Genomic DNA, 15,383 nt, shown 5'->3' with positions numbered 1-15,383 from the left:
TGTTTGGGCGCTGGGACGATTGAGGGAGGTCAATTTCGCGAGAGTTTTCAGGTCAAGATGTCACGTGGCATCGCTTGAACCGCTAGTTCGGCCGCGTGTCACGTGATGATCTAGCGCATCCAGAACCCGGCTGCCTTGATCTGGTTGCGCAGCGCCTTTTCATGGCGCGGCAGGTTGTCGCGATCAAAAAGCGCCCGCACCTTTTGCCCGCGCCCCTGATAAATCATGCGCTTGAACGGGTCATATTGCTTGAGCCACTTTTTCACCTTGTTCGGGGCGGTGACAGTTTCCAACGCGGCGACGGCTGCATCATTCTCGCGGGCGTAGAACAGCGGTAGCGTCCGGTAGTGGCAGCTCACGTGACCGTCCAGCCCCGCCAGTTCCGGACCGGGCCTGCCGCCGCCAAGCGCGTGGATGACCAGCGGCAGCACGATCTGGTCCAGCCACGGGTCAAGCGGCTGGATGACCATTGCATCCGTCGGATTGTCGCGCACGGATATCGCGTATTCGGTGAACAGACGGCCAAATGCGGCAGGGTCCGCGCCGTAAAACCAGCCGGCGTTGAAATACAGGTAGCGTTCCCAATATTCGTCCGGCTGCGTCAGATCGAGCGTGCTGTGAAACTCCAGCCCGAACCGGTCGTAAAGCGATTTCCAGATCGCGGTGTAACCGGGCCAATACAGTTCCTCGACCGGCCATGTGCCGCTGCGGTTCATCGAGGCGGCAGGGTGGGCAAAGTCGAACGGCACAGTCGCCAGATCCCCGGTGATCAGCGTATCGGTATCAAAGAACACGAAAGGTTCCCCCGCAGGCAAGGCCGCAAGCCCTTCGATTTTGTTGCCATAGGGGTAGCTGTCGCCGAAATGCACAGAGGCAAAGGGCACGATCTTTGCGCCCATGTCTGCCAGCACCGATTTGATATCGTCGTTCATCCGGGGGTCGCTGTTCCAGCGCGGACCCGGCTGTGGTTCCGCGACAAATACCTGACCTGCGAAATCCGGATTAAACGCCCGCAGCGAGGCCATGAAAAGAATTGCCTCGTATTGCAGGCGCCCGCCCTGTCCGATGATCACGACGTTGAAAGGCTGCAAAGAGCGGGCAGGATACGCCATTTTCAAAAGGTCCATCTGATGTCGCCCTTGTGCCTACCGTCGGGCGATGGGTCTGGCAACTGCGGACCGTCGCAGGGCGGCTTGGGGCAAGATTTGCATCATCTTCGGTCAGGACTGAAGTGCGAAATAACAAAATGGAATCCCCTGTTTTTTGCATATGCAGCAATCTGGCGGTAATCGCTTTGCAGTGAATCGTCCCGTAGTCGCTAAAAAGATAGTCAATCATCCTGCAAATTCAGCGCCAGCCGACATGATATGACTGGTTTGCGATCACATTGGTTCTTTTCAGTCTTTCCGGTTGCATAACGGCAGGCCTCTTGGTTTAGTTTCGCTCAGCAACGAGCAGAAAAACTGCCGGACCGATAGGGGGAAGAAGTTTGTCACAAGCTGGTAACAGCGCAGCGTTCGTCGAATTCGAACGTGTGCAGAAAAGCTATGATGGTGAGACACTGGTTGTGAAAGACCTCAACCTGTCGATGCCAAAAGGTGAGTTCCTGACAATGCTCGGGCCGTCGGGGTCGGGCAAGACGACCTGTCTGATGATGCTGGCCGGATTTGAAACCGCGACCCACGGCGCGATCAAGTTGGATGGAAAGTCCATCAACGACATCCCGCCACATAAACGTGGGATCGGTATGGTGTTTCAGAACTATGCGCTGTTTCCCCATATGACCGTCGCCGAAAACCTTGCGTTTCCGCTGGAGGTCCGCAAGATCGGCAAGTCCGACCGCGAAGCCAAGGTCAAGCGCGCGCTGGATATGGTTCAGATGGGCGATTTCGGTGGTCGCCGCCCGGCACAGCTTTCGGGGGGGCAACAGCAGCGGATCGCGCTGGCGCGTGCGCTGGTGTTTGAACCCGAACTGGTGCTGATGGACGAACCGCTTGGCGCACTGGACAAACAGCTGCGCGAAACGCTGCAATTCGAAATCACCAATCTGGCGCATGATCTGGGTATCACCGTGGTCTACGTGACGCACGACCAGACCGAGGCGCTGACCATGTCGGACCGCGTTGCCGTGTTCGACGATGGCCGGATTCAACAGCTGGCCCCGCCGGACGAGCTTTATGAACGGCCGGAAAACAGTTTTGTCGCGCAGTTCATCGGCGAGAATAATACGCTGGACGGTGTCGTGCAGGAAATCAAAGGCAACACCTGCATTGTCAAATTGGACAGCGGCGATGTAATCGACGCGATTCCGGTGAACGTGTCCAACGTCGGCGACCGGACCCTGGTGTCGATCCGCCCCGAGCGCGTGGAAATTGACAAAAGCCGCCTGCAAGAGGGCGCACACACACTCAAGGCCGAGGTTCTTGAGTTTATTTACATGGGTGACATTTTCCGGACGCGCCTGCGGGTTGCGGGCCGTGACGATTTCATCATCAAGACGCGCAACGCGCCCGATCAGGTGCGTTTGCAGCCAGGCCAGCAGATCGAGATCGGCTGGTTGGCAGAGGATTGCCGCGCGCTTGACGCGTAGCGATAGAAATGGGCCCTCATCACCCGGTGGGTGGTCCGGTAAAAAATTCGACGGGTATGATAACGGGAGTATCAAATGAAACTGACCAAAACACTTATGGCCACTTCGGCGCTGACTTTGGCAGGCGCAAGTGCGTTTGCCGAAGCACATATGGCCGACAGCATGACGCTTGTCAGCTGGGGTGGTGCATATCAGAACAGCCAGAACGAAGCGTATCTCAAGCCATATCTCGAGATGAACCCCGGCGTTACCGCCGTTTGGGACGAATCCTCGAACGAGGCCGTGGCCAAGCTGCGCGCCATGAACGAAGCTGGCAACGTGACATGGGATGTCGTTGACGTTGTTGCGGCAGACGCCATCCGCCTGTGCGACGAAGGCCTGGCAATGGAAATCGACCACGACGAATTGCTCGCTCCGGGTGATGATGGGTCTGACCCGACCGACGACTTTGGCGACCTGCTGGTGTCTGACTGCTTTATCCCGCAGATTGTCTATTCGACAACATTCGGGTATCGTACGGACGTAGAAGCGTGGAACGGTGCGACACCGGACGACATCTGCGACGTGTTCGACCTTGAAACATTCCCCGGCCAGCGTTCGCTGGAACGCCGCCCGATCAACAACATGGAATGGGCGCTGCTGTGTTCTGGCGTGCCAAAGGCAGACGTCTATGACGTGCTGGAAACCGAAGAAGGCCAGGATATGGCGTTCGCCAAGCTGGAAACCATCAAGGACAACGTTGTCTGGTGGTCTGCCGGTGCAGACACGCCGCAGCTTCTGGCAGATGGCGAAGTCGTGATCGGTTCGACCTACAACGGTCGTCTGTTCAGCCTGATCGAAGAGCAGGACCAGCCCGTCGCGATGATGTGGGACGCGCAGGTGTTCGACCTTGACGGTTGGATCATCCCAGCCGGCCTGAGCGATGAACGTCTGGCACGTGCATTGGACTTTGTCCGCTTTGCGACCGATACACAGCGTCTGGCAGATCAGGCCAAGTATATCGCATACGGTCCTGCACGTCAGTCCTCTGCACCACTGGTTGGCGAACATGCCACGCTGGGGATCGACATGGGTCAGCATATGCCGACCGATCCGGACAACGCAAAGAACACATTCGTTTACAACTACGAATGGTGGGCTGATTACCGCGATGATCTGGACTCCAAGTTCCAGAGCTGGCTGGCCCAGTAAGCTGCGGCTTGTGTGGGGTGGGTCTTGACCCGCCCCACATGCACAAAACTGTGGTGCGGATGAAGGCGATAGAATGCCAAAGGGTTACATCATCGGACATATTTGTGTGAATGATCCGGCGGCCTATCATGAATATATCATCCGCGACACACCCATGATCAATGCCTATGGTGGCCGCCCCATCGTGCGTGGTGGCACATCCCAAACGCCCGAAGGGCCGGTTTTTGATCGCCACGTGATTTTTGAGTTTCCCGACTACGAAAGTGCCAAAGCGCTTTATTATTCGCCGGAATACCAGGAAGTCGCCGAAATCCGGCGCAAGAATGCAACCAGCCAGATCGTGCTGGTAGAAGGGGTTTAAGACATGAGTGAGCAAGTACTGGCCGCAGACGGCCGTCCACTCAAGGCCAGCCTGAACCGCGCATTGCGCCGCCAAAAGACGCGCGCACTGTTGCTGATCGCGCCGCTTTTGCTGTTTATCATGCTGACTTTCATCATTCCCATCGGGCAGATGCTGTTCCGGTCGGTTGAAAACCAGATAGTCAGCAATACGATCCCACAGACTGTCGAAGTTCTGTCAGACTGGGACTCGGACACAACACCGGTGCCGGACGAGCCGGTCTTTCAGGCGCTGTTTTACGATATGTTCCTTGCGGCCGAGGCCAAGGAACATACGCGCCTCGGCTCGCGTCTGAACTATGAACAATCTGGTATTTCGTCGATGTTCCGCCGCTCGGGGCGTGGCCTGGATGACGTTGGCGAAATCTATCAGGACGCTTTCGAAGAATTGAACCCGGTCTGGGCCGAAGGCGCGTTCTGGTATGACATGATGAATGCAGGCACAGACGCATCAGCGACAGCCGTCATACGGCAGGCGCGTCGCCAGTTGGAGGATCTGACTTCGGATGATTTCAGGACCGATATCGGATTTGCACCGCGCGCTGATCTGGCAACGGTGCTGCCGCGCACGACGCGTGAATATACGCTGTGGGCGCTCTATACGGTCAATGTCGATGAAGACGTCGTCGCCGAAGAAGACCCGTGGGAATCGATCTATGCCGCATTGGCAGACGATCTGGCCGATCCGGCTACAGCCGACAGGATTGCCAGCTACTCTGGCCCAGCTGCGGCCGAACTGGCAGCCTTGTCTGCCGCTGAACTGCCAGAGGTATCCTATAAGGATGCATTCGCGGAACTTGATGAAGGATGGCTGGAAACCCGTGTCTGGAAGACGATTCAGACCTACAGCCCACCCTTTACACCGGGGTATTTCCTGAATTCCATTGACCTGGAAAAGACAGCCGATGGGGTGCAGTGGCGTCCTGAAAACCAGCAAATCTATCTGACCTTGTTCTGGCGCACGATTGTGATGTCGCTGACGATCACCGGCAGCTGCATCTTGCTGGGATATCCCGTCGCATGGATGCTGGCTAACCTGCCGGCACGCACAGCGAACCTGCTGATGATCCTGGTGCTGTTGCCGTTCTGGACTTCGCTTTTGGTGCGAACATCCGCATGGAAGGTGCTGTTGCAGGATCAGGGGGTCATCAATTCACTGCTCGTCTGGATCGGATTGGTCGCCGACGACAACCGGCTTTCGCTGATCAACAATGCCACCGGCACGATCATCGCGATGACGCATATCCTGTTGCCGTTCATGATCCTGCCGCTTTATTCGGTGCTTAAAACGATCCCGCCAAGCTATCTGCGGGCGGCGAAATCGCTGGGTGCGACGAACTGGACTGCATTCTGGCGGGTCTATTTCCCGCAGAGCATTCCCGGGATCGGGGCAGGGTCGATCCTGTGCTTCATCCTTTCCATCGGCTACTATATCACGCCGGAAATCGTGGGCGGCACCAAAGGGGTCTTTATCTCCAACCGGATCGCCTATCACATCTCGACATCGCTTAACTGGGGCCTGGCGGCCGCACTTGGCGCCATCCTGCTGGCGGTCGTTCTCTTGCTTTATTGGGCATACGACCGGATCGTGGGCATCGACAACGTAAAACTGGGAGGCTGACCGATGAGCGCATTGCCACCATATGCAACGACAGGTCAGCGGATCTGGTACTATAGCTTTCGGGTGATCGTGGGGTTGGTTCTGTTCTTCCTGATCGCACCGATCGTCACGATCATCCCGCTGTCGTTTAACGCGGAAAACTTTTTCACCTTCACGCCAAAAATGCTGGCGCTGGATCCCGAAGGGTTTTCGCTCAAACACTACCGGGATTTCTTTAACAACCCGGAATGGATTGTGCCGCTGAAGAACTCTTTGATTATCGCGCCCTTCGCGACGATCATTTCGGTTTCGCTGGGCACGCTGGCGGCCATCGGCCTTAGCCAAAGCCACGTGCCGTTCCGGCGCGGGATCATGGCGATCCTGATTTCGCCGATGATCGTGCCGCTGATCATTTCGGCGACGGGGATGTTCTTTTTCTACAGCCAGATGGGCCTGTGGATGGAAGAGAACCTTGGCATGTCGAAGACCCTGTCGGGTTACATCAAGGTGATTCTGGCCCATGCGGCACTGGGTATTCCATTTGTCATTATTACCGTGACAGCGACTTTGGTCGGCTTTGACAAATCGCTGACCCGGGCCGCTGCCAATATGGGGGCTACGCCGACGGTGACGTTCTTTCGGGTGCAGATGCCGCTTATCCTGCCCGGTGTGATCTCGGGCGGTCTGTTTGCCTTTATCACGTCGTTTGACGAAGTCGTGGTTGTCATTTTTGTGGGTTCGGTGAACCAGCAAACCTTGCCCTGGCAGATGTTCACCGGCTTGCGTGAACAGATCAGCCCGACAATTCTTGCGGTGGCAACCGTGCTAGTCGGGATATCAATCCTGCTTCTGGCGACGATCGAAATCCTGCGCCGCCGGTCCGAGCGATTGCGCGGCATGTCACCGGGGTAAACAAATTTCGCGAAATTTGTTCTGGCAGATAAATGGGCGGCATCGGATTTCCGGTGCCGCCTGTTTTTTTGGGAAATTGCTGCGCGTTCAGGGCAAGACGGCCAGCCAGACCCAGACCGTGAAGATCGACAGGGCAGTGCCCATCAGCACAGCCGAGGCCGCGACCCTTTTGGCTTTGCCATACAAATTGGCAAAGACATAGGCGTTGATCCCGGGCGCCATGGCCGCTGTCAGCATGGCCGAACGCAATTCGCCGACGCTTAGTCCATTAAGTCGTGCGAGGCCCCAGACTATCGCCGGATGCAGAATCAGCGATATGGCGACAACGTAAAGGATCGTGCGCATGTCGCCTTCAGGGCGGTAGCGATACAGCACCCCGCCCAACCCAAACAGCGCGGCGGGCAGCGCGGCGCGCACCATAAGGTCAATGGCATCGGTCAGCACGCCGGGCAGGGGAATATCGCCAAGGTTCACGATGAACCCTGCTGAAATTCCGATGATCAACGCGTTATGGAACATACCAGACAGCACCTTGCCGGGCAGCGCCGCGATACTGCCGCCACGATTGCGCGCGATTTCCATTGCCGTGATCCCGACCGCATAGCAAAACGGAGAATGCACCGCGATGATCGCGAAATTGGCGGTCAACGCATCCGCGCCATAGGCCCGTTCGGTGATCGGCAATCCCAGCAGCAGCGAGTTCGAAAACAGACAGCAGAACCCGATTGCGACGCTGTCCTCCCAGTCGCGGCCAAAGATATAGCGAGCGCCTAGCAGACCCGCGAAAAAACCCGCCAGCGCACCGGTATAAAAGCTGGCAAGGAGCGCCAGATCAAAATTCTGCCCCAAATCAAGGGTCGATATTGCGCGAAAAAGCAAACAGGGGATTGCGAAACCTTGGGTGAACTTCATTAGCCCGTCGACACCGCTGTCGCTGAAATAGCCTTTCCAGACTGCCAGATAGCCAAATCCGATGACCAGAAAGACAGGCAGGATGACGTCAAGCAGGGCGGCCATGGTGGTTTTCCCGAAAAGGGGCGGCTGCGCCGCATTTGATTTGTATGCCTCCGGCGGGGATATTTCCGCTCGGAAGAAGCGGTCAGCGGACCGGGAATGTCAGCGTCATGCCGTCATAGGCAGGGTGGATATGGTCAGGCGTTTCGGCGTTGACGGTGCCATAGTCCAGATCGTTGTGCATATTGGTCAGCACGGCCTGTTTCGGTTGGACACGCGCGATCCAGTCCAGTGTCTTGGCAAGATGGGCATGGGTCGGGTGGGGGGTGCGGCGCAGCGCATCGACAATCCAGCAGTCGAGGTCTTGCAGCTGCTCCCAGGCCGGAGCAGGAATATCCGACACGTCGGGCAGATAGGCGACCCCGGCAATACGGAAGCCGAGTGCGTCAATGTTGCCGTGTTTGACCTCGAAAGGGGTCAGGGTGATCGGCCCGCCGGGGCCGTCGATGGTGACATCGCCGGTCATCGTGTTCAGATCGCAGATCGGGGGATAAGCGGAACCGGCAGGCTGCACAAAGGCATAGCCGAAACGAGAGAGCAGCGCATCGGTCGTGTCGCCGTCCGCCCAGACCTGCAAGCGCGCGCGCATGTTGAACACGATCATGCGCAAATCGTCGATCCCATGCACATGGTCGGCATGCGAATGCGTATAGACAACACCGTTCAGCGTGCCGACATCGGCATCAAGCAACTGGCTGCGCAGATCGGGTGATGTGTCGATCAGCACGCGCGTTATCCGGTCGCCACTTGTGCGCGTGATCAACAGCGAACAGCGCCGTCTGGCATTCTTGGGGTTGTCTGGGTCGCAGTCACCCCAAAGTCCGCCAAGCCGGGGCACGCCACCCGATGAACCGCAGCCCAGAATGGTAAAGCGCAGCGTATCGCTCATGCGGCGGCCTTCCAGAACAGCCGGTCGAAATTCGCTGTGGTCTGCGCGGCAAACGCCTCATAGCTCAGCCCGAACACCTCGGCCCCGATGCGGGCGGTATGGGCGGCATAGGCCGGTTCGTTGCGTTTGCCCCGGTGTGGCGGCGGCGCGAGATAGGGGCTGTCGGTTTCGACCAATATGCGGTCCACCGGTGATGCTGCAAAGATGTCGCGCAGCTCCTTGCTTTTGGGAAAGGCGGCGATGCCCGACATCGACAGGTAAAACCCCAGGCCAATCGCCGCTCTGGCCAGTTCCGCACTGCTGGAAAAACAATGCATGACACAGCTATAGGCCCCGTTTGCATATTCCTCGGACAGGATTTGCGCCATATCGGCGTCCGCATCGCGGGCGTGGATAATCAGCGGTAGTTTCGTTTCCCGGGCCGCCGCAATGTGGATGCGAAGGGACTGCTGTTGGATATCCTTGCTGTCGGCGGTGTAGTGGTAATCAAGGCCGGTTTCGCCGATGCCAACAAATTTAGGGTGATCGGCCATGGCCACCAGTTCATCGACTGTGGTCAATGGTTCGTCTGCCGCGCTCATCGGGTGGGTGCCGGCGGCGTAATAGACGGGCGCATGGCGTTCGGCGATGGCGCGCACCTGTGGTTCGTTGCGTAGTCGGGTACAGATCGTGACCATTCGTTCCACGCCCGCATCCAATGCGCGCGCGATCACATTGTCGCGTTCCGCGTCGAAGTCGGCAAAGTCGAGGTGGCAGTGGCTGTCGACGATCTTGGCTTGGGTCATAGCGCGGCTTTCAGGCTGCGGCGACGCCTTGCGCCGTCTGTTCGATCTTGAAGACCATATCAAGGATCAGCGCGGCAGGGTCAAGGTTCACTGCGCGCCCATGCCGTGACCGTTCAGACAGATCCTGCTGCAATTGCGCCCAGCGGCGTGCAGCGCGATCATTCGGGGCGATGCGGGCCAGCAGTCGCGCCTCGCCCGTGGCACCCTGGGTTTGGGGCGCGCCCAAAAGCCCGGCACGGGCCGCACGCGCCAGAAACAGGTCGATCAGATCAAGGGTAAGGCCAAAGCGGGTATCGCCCGCACGGCCTGCACAGCTGTCGGCGATTTTCAGGGCAGCGGGCCGGTTGATATACGGCAATCCGTCGAACATGCGAACCAGTTCGGCATAAAGCGCCAGACCTTCGTGGTTCAGTAACCTGATTGCATCTCCGGGTGAGCCGCCGGCAAGGGCTGCAAGGCTTTCGGCGCTGTCTGACGGATGGCCGGCCTGTGCCAGCGCCTGTTTCAAGTCGTCCGCGCCCAGTGGGCCGCAGCGTAATTCCCGGCAGCGTGAGCGGATCGTCGGCAAAAGCCGCGAGGGCTGATGTGCGATCAAGAGCAGCGTGGTATTGGCGGGCGGTTCTTCCAGTTCTTTCAGAATGGCGTTGGCGGCGTTGCGGTTCAATTCATCCGCCGCATCGACAATGACGACCCGGCGACCGCCATCGGCTGCGGACATATGGAAAAAGGTCTTCAGGCTGCGCACGGCATCGACGGTAATGTCTGCCCGCAGTTTCTGGGTATCGGGATTCCATGGCCTGCGGATCACGGCTAGACGTGGATGCGCGCCCGATTGGACCAGCCGCGCATCGGGGTGCGCTGGATCAACGGCAAGGGTTGGGTCGCCAAACAGCCCCGTGTCGGGCCCCGCCAGCAGAAATGTCGCGATCTTCCAGGCCAGCGTTGCCTTGCCAACACCGCGCGGCCCGGTGATCAGCCAGCCCGAATGGAGGCGACCCGCCGCGAATGCATCAAGAAAATCCCGTTCAGCCTTGCCTTGTCCGATCAGCACCGGCGTTTCGCGCGGATGCGGCGCGCCTTCGATCCGGTCAGGTTCGGGAATTGTGTCAGTACTCATGCGTAGGCTGCGATTTCGGAGGCGATCTGATCGGCGGTCCGGTTGCCGTCAATCACGACGCAGCGGTCGGGGTTGGCATGGGCCAGCGCCAGAAACCCGTGGCGCAGCGTTTCCTGAAACGGCAGGCCGAAATCTTCGAACCTGTCCTCGCCGGATTTGCGGGCCAGACCGCGTTCCAGCGCGCGGGCCGGGTCCATGTCGATCACGAAGGTCAGGTCGGGTTCACGCCCGATCATCAGCTTGTGCAACTGGTCCACCATGGCGCGCAGGTCGCCACGGGTCGCGCCCTGATAGACGCGCGTGCTGTCGGCGAAACGGTCGGAAATCACGGTTTTGCCAGCGGCAAGTGCCGGGCTTATCGTCTTTTCCAGATGATCACGGCGGGCGGCGGTGAACAGCAGGATTTCCGTTTCCGCCGACCAGCGGTCAGGGTCGCCGGTCAGCACCAACTGCCGGATTTCCTCGGCACCCGGGCTGCCGCCGGGTTCGCGGGTCAGGATGACATCGATGCCTTTCGTCGCAAGATGGCCTGCAAAGCGTCGTGATTGGGTTGATTTGCCGGAACCGTCGATACCTTCGAACGTGATGAAACGCGGCTTGCTCATGCGCCCTCGGGGGATTGCTCGGGCCGGGGGACGAATTTCGTCCACAGAACCTGTGCCGCCGTCCGCAGTCGGGTCTTGAACCCGCCACGAGCAACGTCGTTTTCAGCAACGAGGGGCAGGCGTTTTTCAGGCAAGCCGTCCAATGTGATGACAAGCTCGGCCAATTGCTGCCCGGCGGTAATCGGTGCCTCGACCGGGCCATCATAGACCACCTGCGCAGCTACCTCTCCTTGGTTCAGGATCGGGACCAAAAGCGACAGATCTTCTTTCACGGTCAAACCGACAGAAACGGAATTGCCCATCCAGACATCGGCCTCGGCAATGCGGGTGCCCGCGCGCGCCACGTCCTTGCGGGCAAACTGCCGGAACGCCCAGTTGACCAGACGCTCTGACTCTTCGGCGCGCACAGCCTGCGTTTCCAATCCGGTAATCACAAAGATGATCCGTCGGTCGCCTTGTTTCGCCGATCCAACAAGCCCGTATCCGGCAGCCTCTGTGTGGCCTGTTTTCAGGCCATCTGCGCCAATGCCCAGCGTCAAAAGGGGGTTGCGGTTGCGTTTGTTGGATGGCACGCGATTGTCAAAGGCGAATTCAGTTTCGGCAAACAGTGGATAAAACGTCGGAAAATCGGTGATCAGTCGATCCGCCAGAATGCCAAGATCTTCCATCGACATCCGGTGTCCGGCGGCGGGCCAGCCGTTTGCGTTGGCAAAAGTCGAATTTTGCATCCCCAACTGCTTGGCGCGCTCTGTCATCATCCGGGCAAATCCCGGCTCTGTGCCGTCGGGCGATAGCGCCTCGGCCAGAACGGTGCTTGCGTCATTGCCTGACAGAACGATCACGCCGCGCAACAGATCTTCGACCGACACCCGATCGGTTGTGTCCAGAAACATCGACGATCCGCCATAGCTCGCGGCATGGGCCGAAACCGGCAACAGCGCGTCGACGACAAGCCGACCATCGGCGATGGCCTCAAAGGCCATATAGATCGTCATCAGCTTTGACATCGACGCGGGCGGCAAAGGCGCATCTTCGTTTTTGGCAAGCAACACCGTGCCAGTCGTCTGGTCAAATACGTAAGCGGCCGTCGCACGGGTATCGAATGATTGCGCCAAAACCCCGTTTGTGCCGAACACAAAACTGACGATAACAGCGAAAATGAATAGTCTGGACATGGTCGTTCTGGTCTCCGCGTTTTGGTGTTGCCTCAGGCTTCGAAACCAAAGGCATCGACAAAGCCAAGTTCTTTGATCTGCGCCAGCATCGCGGCTTGTGATTCCGCATCTGCGGACGGCCCCGACACAACGCGCCAGACCATGCGCCCACCGGCCTGTTGGGGCAGGACCTGCGTGGCGATCCCCGCCGCGCGCAGTGTCTCTGCCGCTCTGTCTGCGTTGGCTTCGATACTGAATACGCCAATCTGGATCAGCGGGCCAGACAGGGCAGGCGGGTCTGCCGGGGCCGCGTCTTGTGCCGCATCCTGCGCTGTGGTTTCTGGCGCAGGCACAACCGCAGGCGCTGCTGTTTCGGCGGCGGCGATTGCGGATGCAGCGCCCGCAATCGGATCAAGCGGTGTCTCCTGCACTGTCACCGGTGCATCAAGCGCCGCGATGGCTGCGCTTTCTGCCGGTTCCGGCGCAACCGTGACTTCCTGCCGGCGCATCACAACGACACTGACCTCTGTCGGTGCACCGGCCAGAATACCCAATGCGTCAGCAGCATCGGATGAAATCTGTAGCGCCGGGCCGGGGTTTTCACGTTCCCGACGGAACAATGCCCCGATCACCGACTGTCCGTTGGTCGGGTTGCGGATGATCACGCGTTCAGGTTCAGCGACATCGGGGTGCGCCACCCAGACCCCCCCAAGCGAGGGTCGGCCATCCCACAGGCCACGGTCGGTGACCGCAAAGATGTCCGGGCGCTCGACGTCTTGCTCAACGGTGCGGTCTTGCGCAGTGGTGCCCCTGTCGCCGGTTTGTCTTATTTCAGCATTTGAACCAGCAGGAAATGCAAAATCGCCGTTTTCATCGCAACCGGCAACAGCCAGCGCGGCAATGCAAATTGCAATATTTCGGATTGTGCGCCCTGCACTGATCTGTTCGCCCATCATCTGTCCGCCCCTTTTTGATGGCCCGTTACCGCGGGATTTACTCCCGTTCTCCGAGGCTGTCTCTTGGCATGATGGCGCGCATTTTGCCAGCAAAACAAGCAGCCCCAAGCCTGTCCATGGCGACGATAACGCCGGTGCCGTTGATTTGAAAGGCTGGTCATTGAAATCTCGGCGGATTCCCTCGCATTGCAAAGCTGCTTTTCGAATCGGAAATTGGTCGCTAACAGGACGAGGTCGGAGGAGTGGCAGAGTGGTTGAATGCACCGGTCTTGAAAACCGACGTAGGTGAAAGTCTACCGTGGGTTCGAATCCCACCTCCTCCGCCACCATGGCTTTTTGTCCTTAGTCGCGATGACACATGAATGCTGCTCGGGCCGTCGGAGCTGGTGTGGTTCTATTTCCTTACCCATTACACTTTTGCCTGCGTCAGCCAGTGCAACAATTTGGCACCCATCAATGTGTTTGATCCCACGGTTCCATGAGGTGATCGTTGCGCGGAAATGGAAGGAAGCACTATATGAGAAGTTCGTCAGGCGAGAGCCGCGGGGCGCCAGCTTCGTTCCGCCTGATTTTGCGTATTCTGCGGCAAGCTGAAATCAGTTCGAATTGGTTTGGCAGGACCGCCCATGACGGCAACCGGATCGCTGTCGGAAACGAGCTGCAAGCAGGTTTTCGTCACAGGTATTTTCTGGGTGGCTTCGACGCGGGTAGGGAAGGTGTGAAGGTTGTGGTTTTTGCGACAACAATGTCGCGACGGCAAAGGCCGCCGCGACAGAGTTTTACCAGCTGTTATAGCCTAAATATTTTCCTGTCATTTCTACCTTTACGCGGTCACCTTTCGGGTTCTCGACGCGGGTCACCGACATCTCAAAGTCAATGGCGGACATGATTCCGTCACCAAATTTCTCTTGAATAAGCGCCTTGAGTGTCGGACCGTAAACACCGACGATTTCGTAAAAGCGATAGATGCAGGGATCCGTCGGGACCGACTGTTCCCAGATCTTTGTCGGGCTTTCGCACAGCACGCTTTCTGCCTCTTGCGGCAACCCCATTGTGGTCACCATCAGCTTGGCCCTGTCCGCTGGAAAGGCATTCATTCCCATCGCGGCCGAGTGGGTCCAGACAGGCGACATGCCGATTTTCGCTGCAATGTCTTCCCATGTCAGTCCAGCCGTCTTTTTGGCAGACAGGATCATTGCGGTTACATCTTCTTTTGTCATCATCTGGGTCATGGAGAGGTCTTTCATCGGGTTGCTCCTGGGGTGCTTATGTATTGACGGCCCGCAAGGCAGGCTGGGTATGTTCGGGACCTTCGGTCGGATCGGTCTTGTCGATGCGAACCGTCGCCGGCCTGCTGGTCTCGGCTGATCCTTGCTTGCCCGCCATCTCTTTCGAACGGGTGCCAAGGAACTGCACGAGGTGGTTTCGAATTGCGTAATAATTCGGATGCTCAATAATCTCGGTCCGGCTGCGCGGGCGCGGGATCGTGATCTCGACACTCTCGGCGACACGCGCGTAGGGGCCGTTGGTCATCAGCAGGATACGGTCTGCTAGCAGGATCGCCTCGTCGATGTCGTGCGTGATCATAAAGACGGTCTGTTCCGTGCCGCTCCAGATTTTCAGCAACTCGTCCTGGATCGTGCCGCGTGTCAGCGCATCCAGTGCGCCGAAAGGTTCATCCAGCAGCAACAGCTTGGGGTGGTTCGCAAAGGCACGCGCAATAGAAACGCGCTGGCGCATACCACCTGATAACTGGCTGGGCTTGCGGTGGATCACATCCCCCTCGAGACCCACCATGGCAAGATACTTGGTCGAGTGTTCGATCACTTGCGCCTTGCTCCACTCAGGGTGACGCGCGGCCACACCAAACGTCACGTTCTTGAGCGTCGAGAGCCACGGCAGCAAAGAGTAGTTCTGGAACACGACACCACGGTCAAGGCTTGGGCCCTTGACCTCGGTGCCATCCATGATCACGCCACCTGATGTCGGATCGGACAGCCCCGCAAGAATATTCATGATCGTGGACTTGCCGCAACCGGAGTGGCCAAGGATTACGACAAACTCGCCCTTTTCAACGCCAAAGGTCGCGTTCTCGAAGACGGTAAGGTCGCCGCCAGTGCCATCAGGATAGCGCTGGGTGAGGTTTTCGACACTTAGAAACGGTTTCATTT

15 protein-coding genes and 1 tRNA gene are annotated in these 15,383 nt (G+C 58.3%); 6 read left to right on the top strand and 10 right to left on the bottom strand.

Annotation, left to right across the window (positions count from 1 at the left end):
* Nucleotides 1–110 precede the first annotated feature (110 nt).
* Entirely contained in the window at nucleotides 111–1,127 is a 1,017-nt protein-coding gene (locus ACTG4B_RS03690; RefSeq protein WP_439154335.1) for a hypothetical protein, read from the bottom strand.
* Between the two features lie 362 nt (nucleotides 1,128–1,489).
* Between ACTG4B_RS03690 and ACTG4B_RS03685 the strand changes: the two genes are divergently transcribed.
* The 5 genes from ACTG4B_RS03685 to ACTG4B_RS03665 all read left to right on the top strand — a co-directional run bounded on the left by ACTG4B_RS03685 (nucleotide 1,490) and on the right by ACTG4B_RS03665 (nucleotide 6,692).
* Nucleotides 1,490–2,590, top strand: coding sequence for an ABC transporter ATP-binding protein (locus tag ACTG4B_RS03685; RefSeq protein WP_439154334.1), 1,101 nt, complete (start codon nucleotides 1,490–1,492; stop codon nucleotides 2,588–2,590).
* A gap of 75 nt (nucleotides 2,591–2,665) precedes the next feature.
* On the top strand, nucleotides 2,666–3,781 hold the full coding sequence (locus tag ACTG4B_RS03680; protein WP_439154333.1) for an extracellular solute-binding protein: 1,116 nt from the start codon (nucleotides 2,666–2,668) through the stop codon (nucleotides 3,779–3,781).
* A gap of 73 nt (nucleotides 3,782–3,854) precedes the next feature.
* A complete protein-coding gene (locus ACTG4B_RS03675) occupies nucleotides 3,855–4,142 on the top strand; it encodes a DUF1330 domain-containing protein (protein ID WP_439154332.1) in 288 nt (95 codons plus the stop codon).
* Nucleotides 4,143–4,145: 3 nt separating this feature from the next.
* Nucleotides 4,146–5,801 carry an ABC transporter permease gene (locus tag ACTG4B_RS03670; protein ID WP_439154331.1) on the top strand — a complete coding sequence of 552 codons (1,656 nt, stop codon included), beginning with the start codon at nucleotides 4,146–4,148 and terminating at the stop codon, nucleotides 5,799–5,801.
* A 3-nt stretch (nucleotides 5,802–5,804) separates the two neighbouring features.
* The gene (locus tag ACTG4B_RS03665; protein WP_439154330.1) at nucleotides 5,805–6,692 is read left to right on the top strand and encodes an ABC transporter permease; all 888 of its coding nucleotides are present in this window, start codon (nucleotides 5,805–5,807) and stop codon (nucleotides 6,690–6,692) included.
* 87 nt (nucleotides 6,693–6,779) lie between these two features.
* On the opposite strand, the gene ACTG4B_RS03660 is transcribed toward ACTG4B_RS03665, so the two are convergent.
* The 7 genes from ACTG4B_RS03660 to ACTG4B_RS03630 all read right to left on the bottom strand — a co-directional run bounded on the left by ACTG4B_RS03660 (nucleotide 6,780) and on the right by ACTG4B_RS03630 (nucleotide 13,212).
* Entirely contained in the window at nucleotides 6,780–7,709 is a 930-nt protein-coding gene (locus tag ACTG4B_RS03660; protein ID WP_439154329.1) for an AEC family transporter, read from the bottom strand.
* A gap of 82 nt (nucleotides 7,710–7,791) precedes the next feature.
* Entirely contained in the window at nucleotides 7,792–8,595 is an 804-nt protein-coding gene (locus tag ACTG4B_RS03655; protein WP_439154328.1) for an MBL fold metallo-hydrolase, read from the bottom strand.
* A complete protein-coding gene (locus ACTG4B_RS03650; protein WP_439154327.1) occupies nucleotides 8,592–9,380 on the bottom strand; it encodes a TatD family hydrolase in 789 nt (262 codons plus the stop codon). Before ACTG4B_RS03650 ends, ACTG4B_RS03655 begins: the two co-directional genes overlap by 4 nt.
* A 10-nt stretch (nucleotides 9,381–9,390) precedes the next feature.
* Nucleotides 9,391–10,497: a DNA polymerase III subunit delta' gene (locus ACTG4B_RS03645; protein ID WP_439154326.1), complete on the bottom strand. Its 1,107-nt coding sequence runs from the start codon at nucleotides 10,495–10,497 to the stop codon at nucleotides 9,391–9,393.
* Nucleotides 10,494–11,102 (bottom strand): dTMP kinase, encoded by a 609-nt coding sequence (tmk, locus tag ACTG4B_RS03640; RefSeq protein ID WP_439154325.1) that lies wholly within the window; start codon nucleotides 11,100–11,102, stop codon nucleotides 10,494–10,496. Before tmk ends, ACTG4B_RS03645 begins: the two co-directional genes overlap by 4 nt.
* On the bottom strand, nucleotides 11,099–12,277 hold the full coding sequence (locus tag ACTG4B_RS03635; protein WP_439154324.1) for a D-alanyl-D-alanine carboxypeptidase family protein: 1,179 nt from the start codon (nucleotides 12,275–12,277) through the stop codon (nucleotides 11,099–11,101). The genes tmk and ACTG4B_RS03635 overlap by 4 nt, the downstream gene beginning before the upstream one ends.
* A gap of 32 nt (nucleotides 12,278–12,309) precedes the next feature.
* On the bottom strand, nucleotides 12,310–13,212 hold the full coding sequence (locus tag ACTG4B_RS03630) for an SPOR domain-containing protein (protein WP_439154323.1): 903 nt from the start codon (nucleotides 13,210–13,212) through the stop codon (nucleotides 12,310–12,312).
* Nucleotides 13,213–13,448: 236 nt separating this feature from the next.
* Between ACTG4B_RS03630 and ACTG4B_RS03625 the strand changes: the two genes are divergently transcribed.
* Nucleotides 13,449–13,538, top strand: a tRNA-Ser gene (locus ACTG4B_RS03625).
* 453 nt (nucleotides 13,539–13,991) lie between these two features.
* Here ACTG4B_RS03625 and cynS read toward each other — a convergent pair.
* The gene (cynS, locus tag ACTG4B_RS03620; RefSeq protein WP_439154322.1) at nucleotides 13,992–14,459 is read right to left on the bottom strand and encodes a cyanase; all 468 of its coding nucleotides are present in this window, start codon (nucleotides 14,457–14,459) and stop codon (nucleotides 13,992–13,994) included.
* A 19-nt stretch (nucleotides 14,460–14,478) separates the two neighbouring features.
* The gene (locus ACTG4B_RS03615; protein WP_439154321.1) at nucleotides 14,479–15,381 is read right to left on the bottom strand and encodes an ABC transporter ATP-binding protein; all 903 of its coding nucleotides are present in this window, start codon (nucleotides 15,379–15,381) and stop codon (nucleotides 14,479–14,481) included.
* Nucleotides 15,382–15,383 lie beyond the last annotated feature (2 nt).

The sequence above is a fragment of the Yoonia sp. genome, assembly GCF_965660735.1.
GTDB lineage: Bacteria > Pseudomonadota > Alphaproteobacteria > Rhodobacterales > Rhodobacteraceae > Yoonia.
The sequence above is the reverse complement of the archived record's forward strand: the minus strand, read 5'-3'. Positions and strand labels throughout refer to the sequence as shown.

Bases quoted from the DNA above. Each gene is read 5' to 3' on its own strand.
- ACTG4B_RS03690 (WP_439154335.1), bottom strand. From the start codon at position 1,127: ATGGACCTTTTGAAAATGGCGTATCCTGCCCGCTCTTTGCAGCCTTTC.
- ACTG4B_RS03680 (WP_439154333.1), top strand. From the start codon at position 2,666: ATGAAACTGACCAAAACACTTATGGCCACTTCGGCGCTGACTTTGGCA.
- ACTG4B_RS03675 (WP_439154332.1), top strand. From the start codon at position 3,855: ATGCCAAAGGGTTACATCATCGGACATATTTGTGTGAATGATCCGGCG.
- ACTG4B_RS03670 (WP_439154331.1), top strand. From the start codon at position 4,146: ATGAGTGAGCAAGTACTGGCCGCAGACGGCCGTCCACTCAAGGCCAGC.
- ACTG4B_RS03665 (WP_439154330.1), top strand. From the start codon at position 5,805: ATGAGCGCATTGCCACCATATGCAACGACAGGTCAGCGGATCTGGTAC.
- ACTG4B_RS03660 (WP_439154329.1), bottom strand. From the start codon at position 7,709: ATGGCCGCCCTGCTTGACGTCATCCTGCCTGTCTTTCTGGTCATCGGA.
- ACTG4B_RS03655 (WP_439154328.1), bottom strand. From the start codon at position 8,595: ATGAGCGATACGCTGCGCTTTACCATTCTGGGCTGCGGTTCATCGGGT.
- ACTG4B_RS03650 (WP_439154327.1), bottom strand. From the start codon at position 9,380: ATGACCCAAGCCAAGATCGTCGACAGCCACTGCCACCTCGACTTTGCC.
- ACTG4B_RS03645 (WP_439154326.1), bottom strand. From the start codon at position 10,497: ATGAGTACTGACACAATTCCCGAACCTGACCGGATCGAAGGCGCGCCG.
- tmk (WP_439154325.1), bottom strand. From the start codon at position 11,102: ATGAGCAAGCCGCGTTTCATCACGTTCGAAGGTATCGACGGTTCCGGC.
- ACTG4B_RS03635 (WP_439154324.1), bottom strand. From the start codon at position 12,277: ATGTCCAGACTATTCATTTTCGCTGTTATCGTCAGTTTTGTGTTCGGC.
- ACTG4B_RS03630 (WP_439154323.1), bottom strand. From the start codon at position 13,212: ATGATGGGCGAACAGATCAGTGCAGGGCGCACAATCCGAAATATTGCA.
- cynS (WP_439154322.1), bottom strand. From the start codon at position 14,459: ATGAAAGACCTCTCCATGACCCAGATGATGACAAAAGAAGATGTAACC.
- ACTG4B_RS03615 (WP_439154321.1), bottom strand. From the start codon at position 15,381: ATGAAACCGTTTCTAAGTGTCGAAAACCTCACCCAGCGCTATCCTGAT.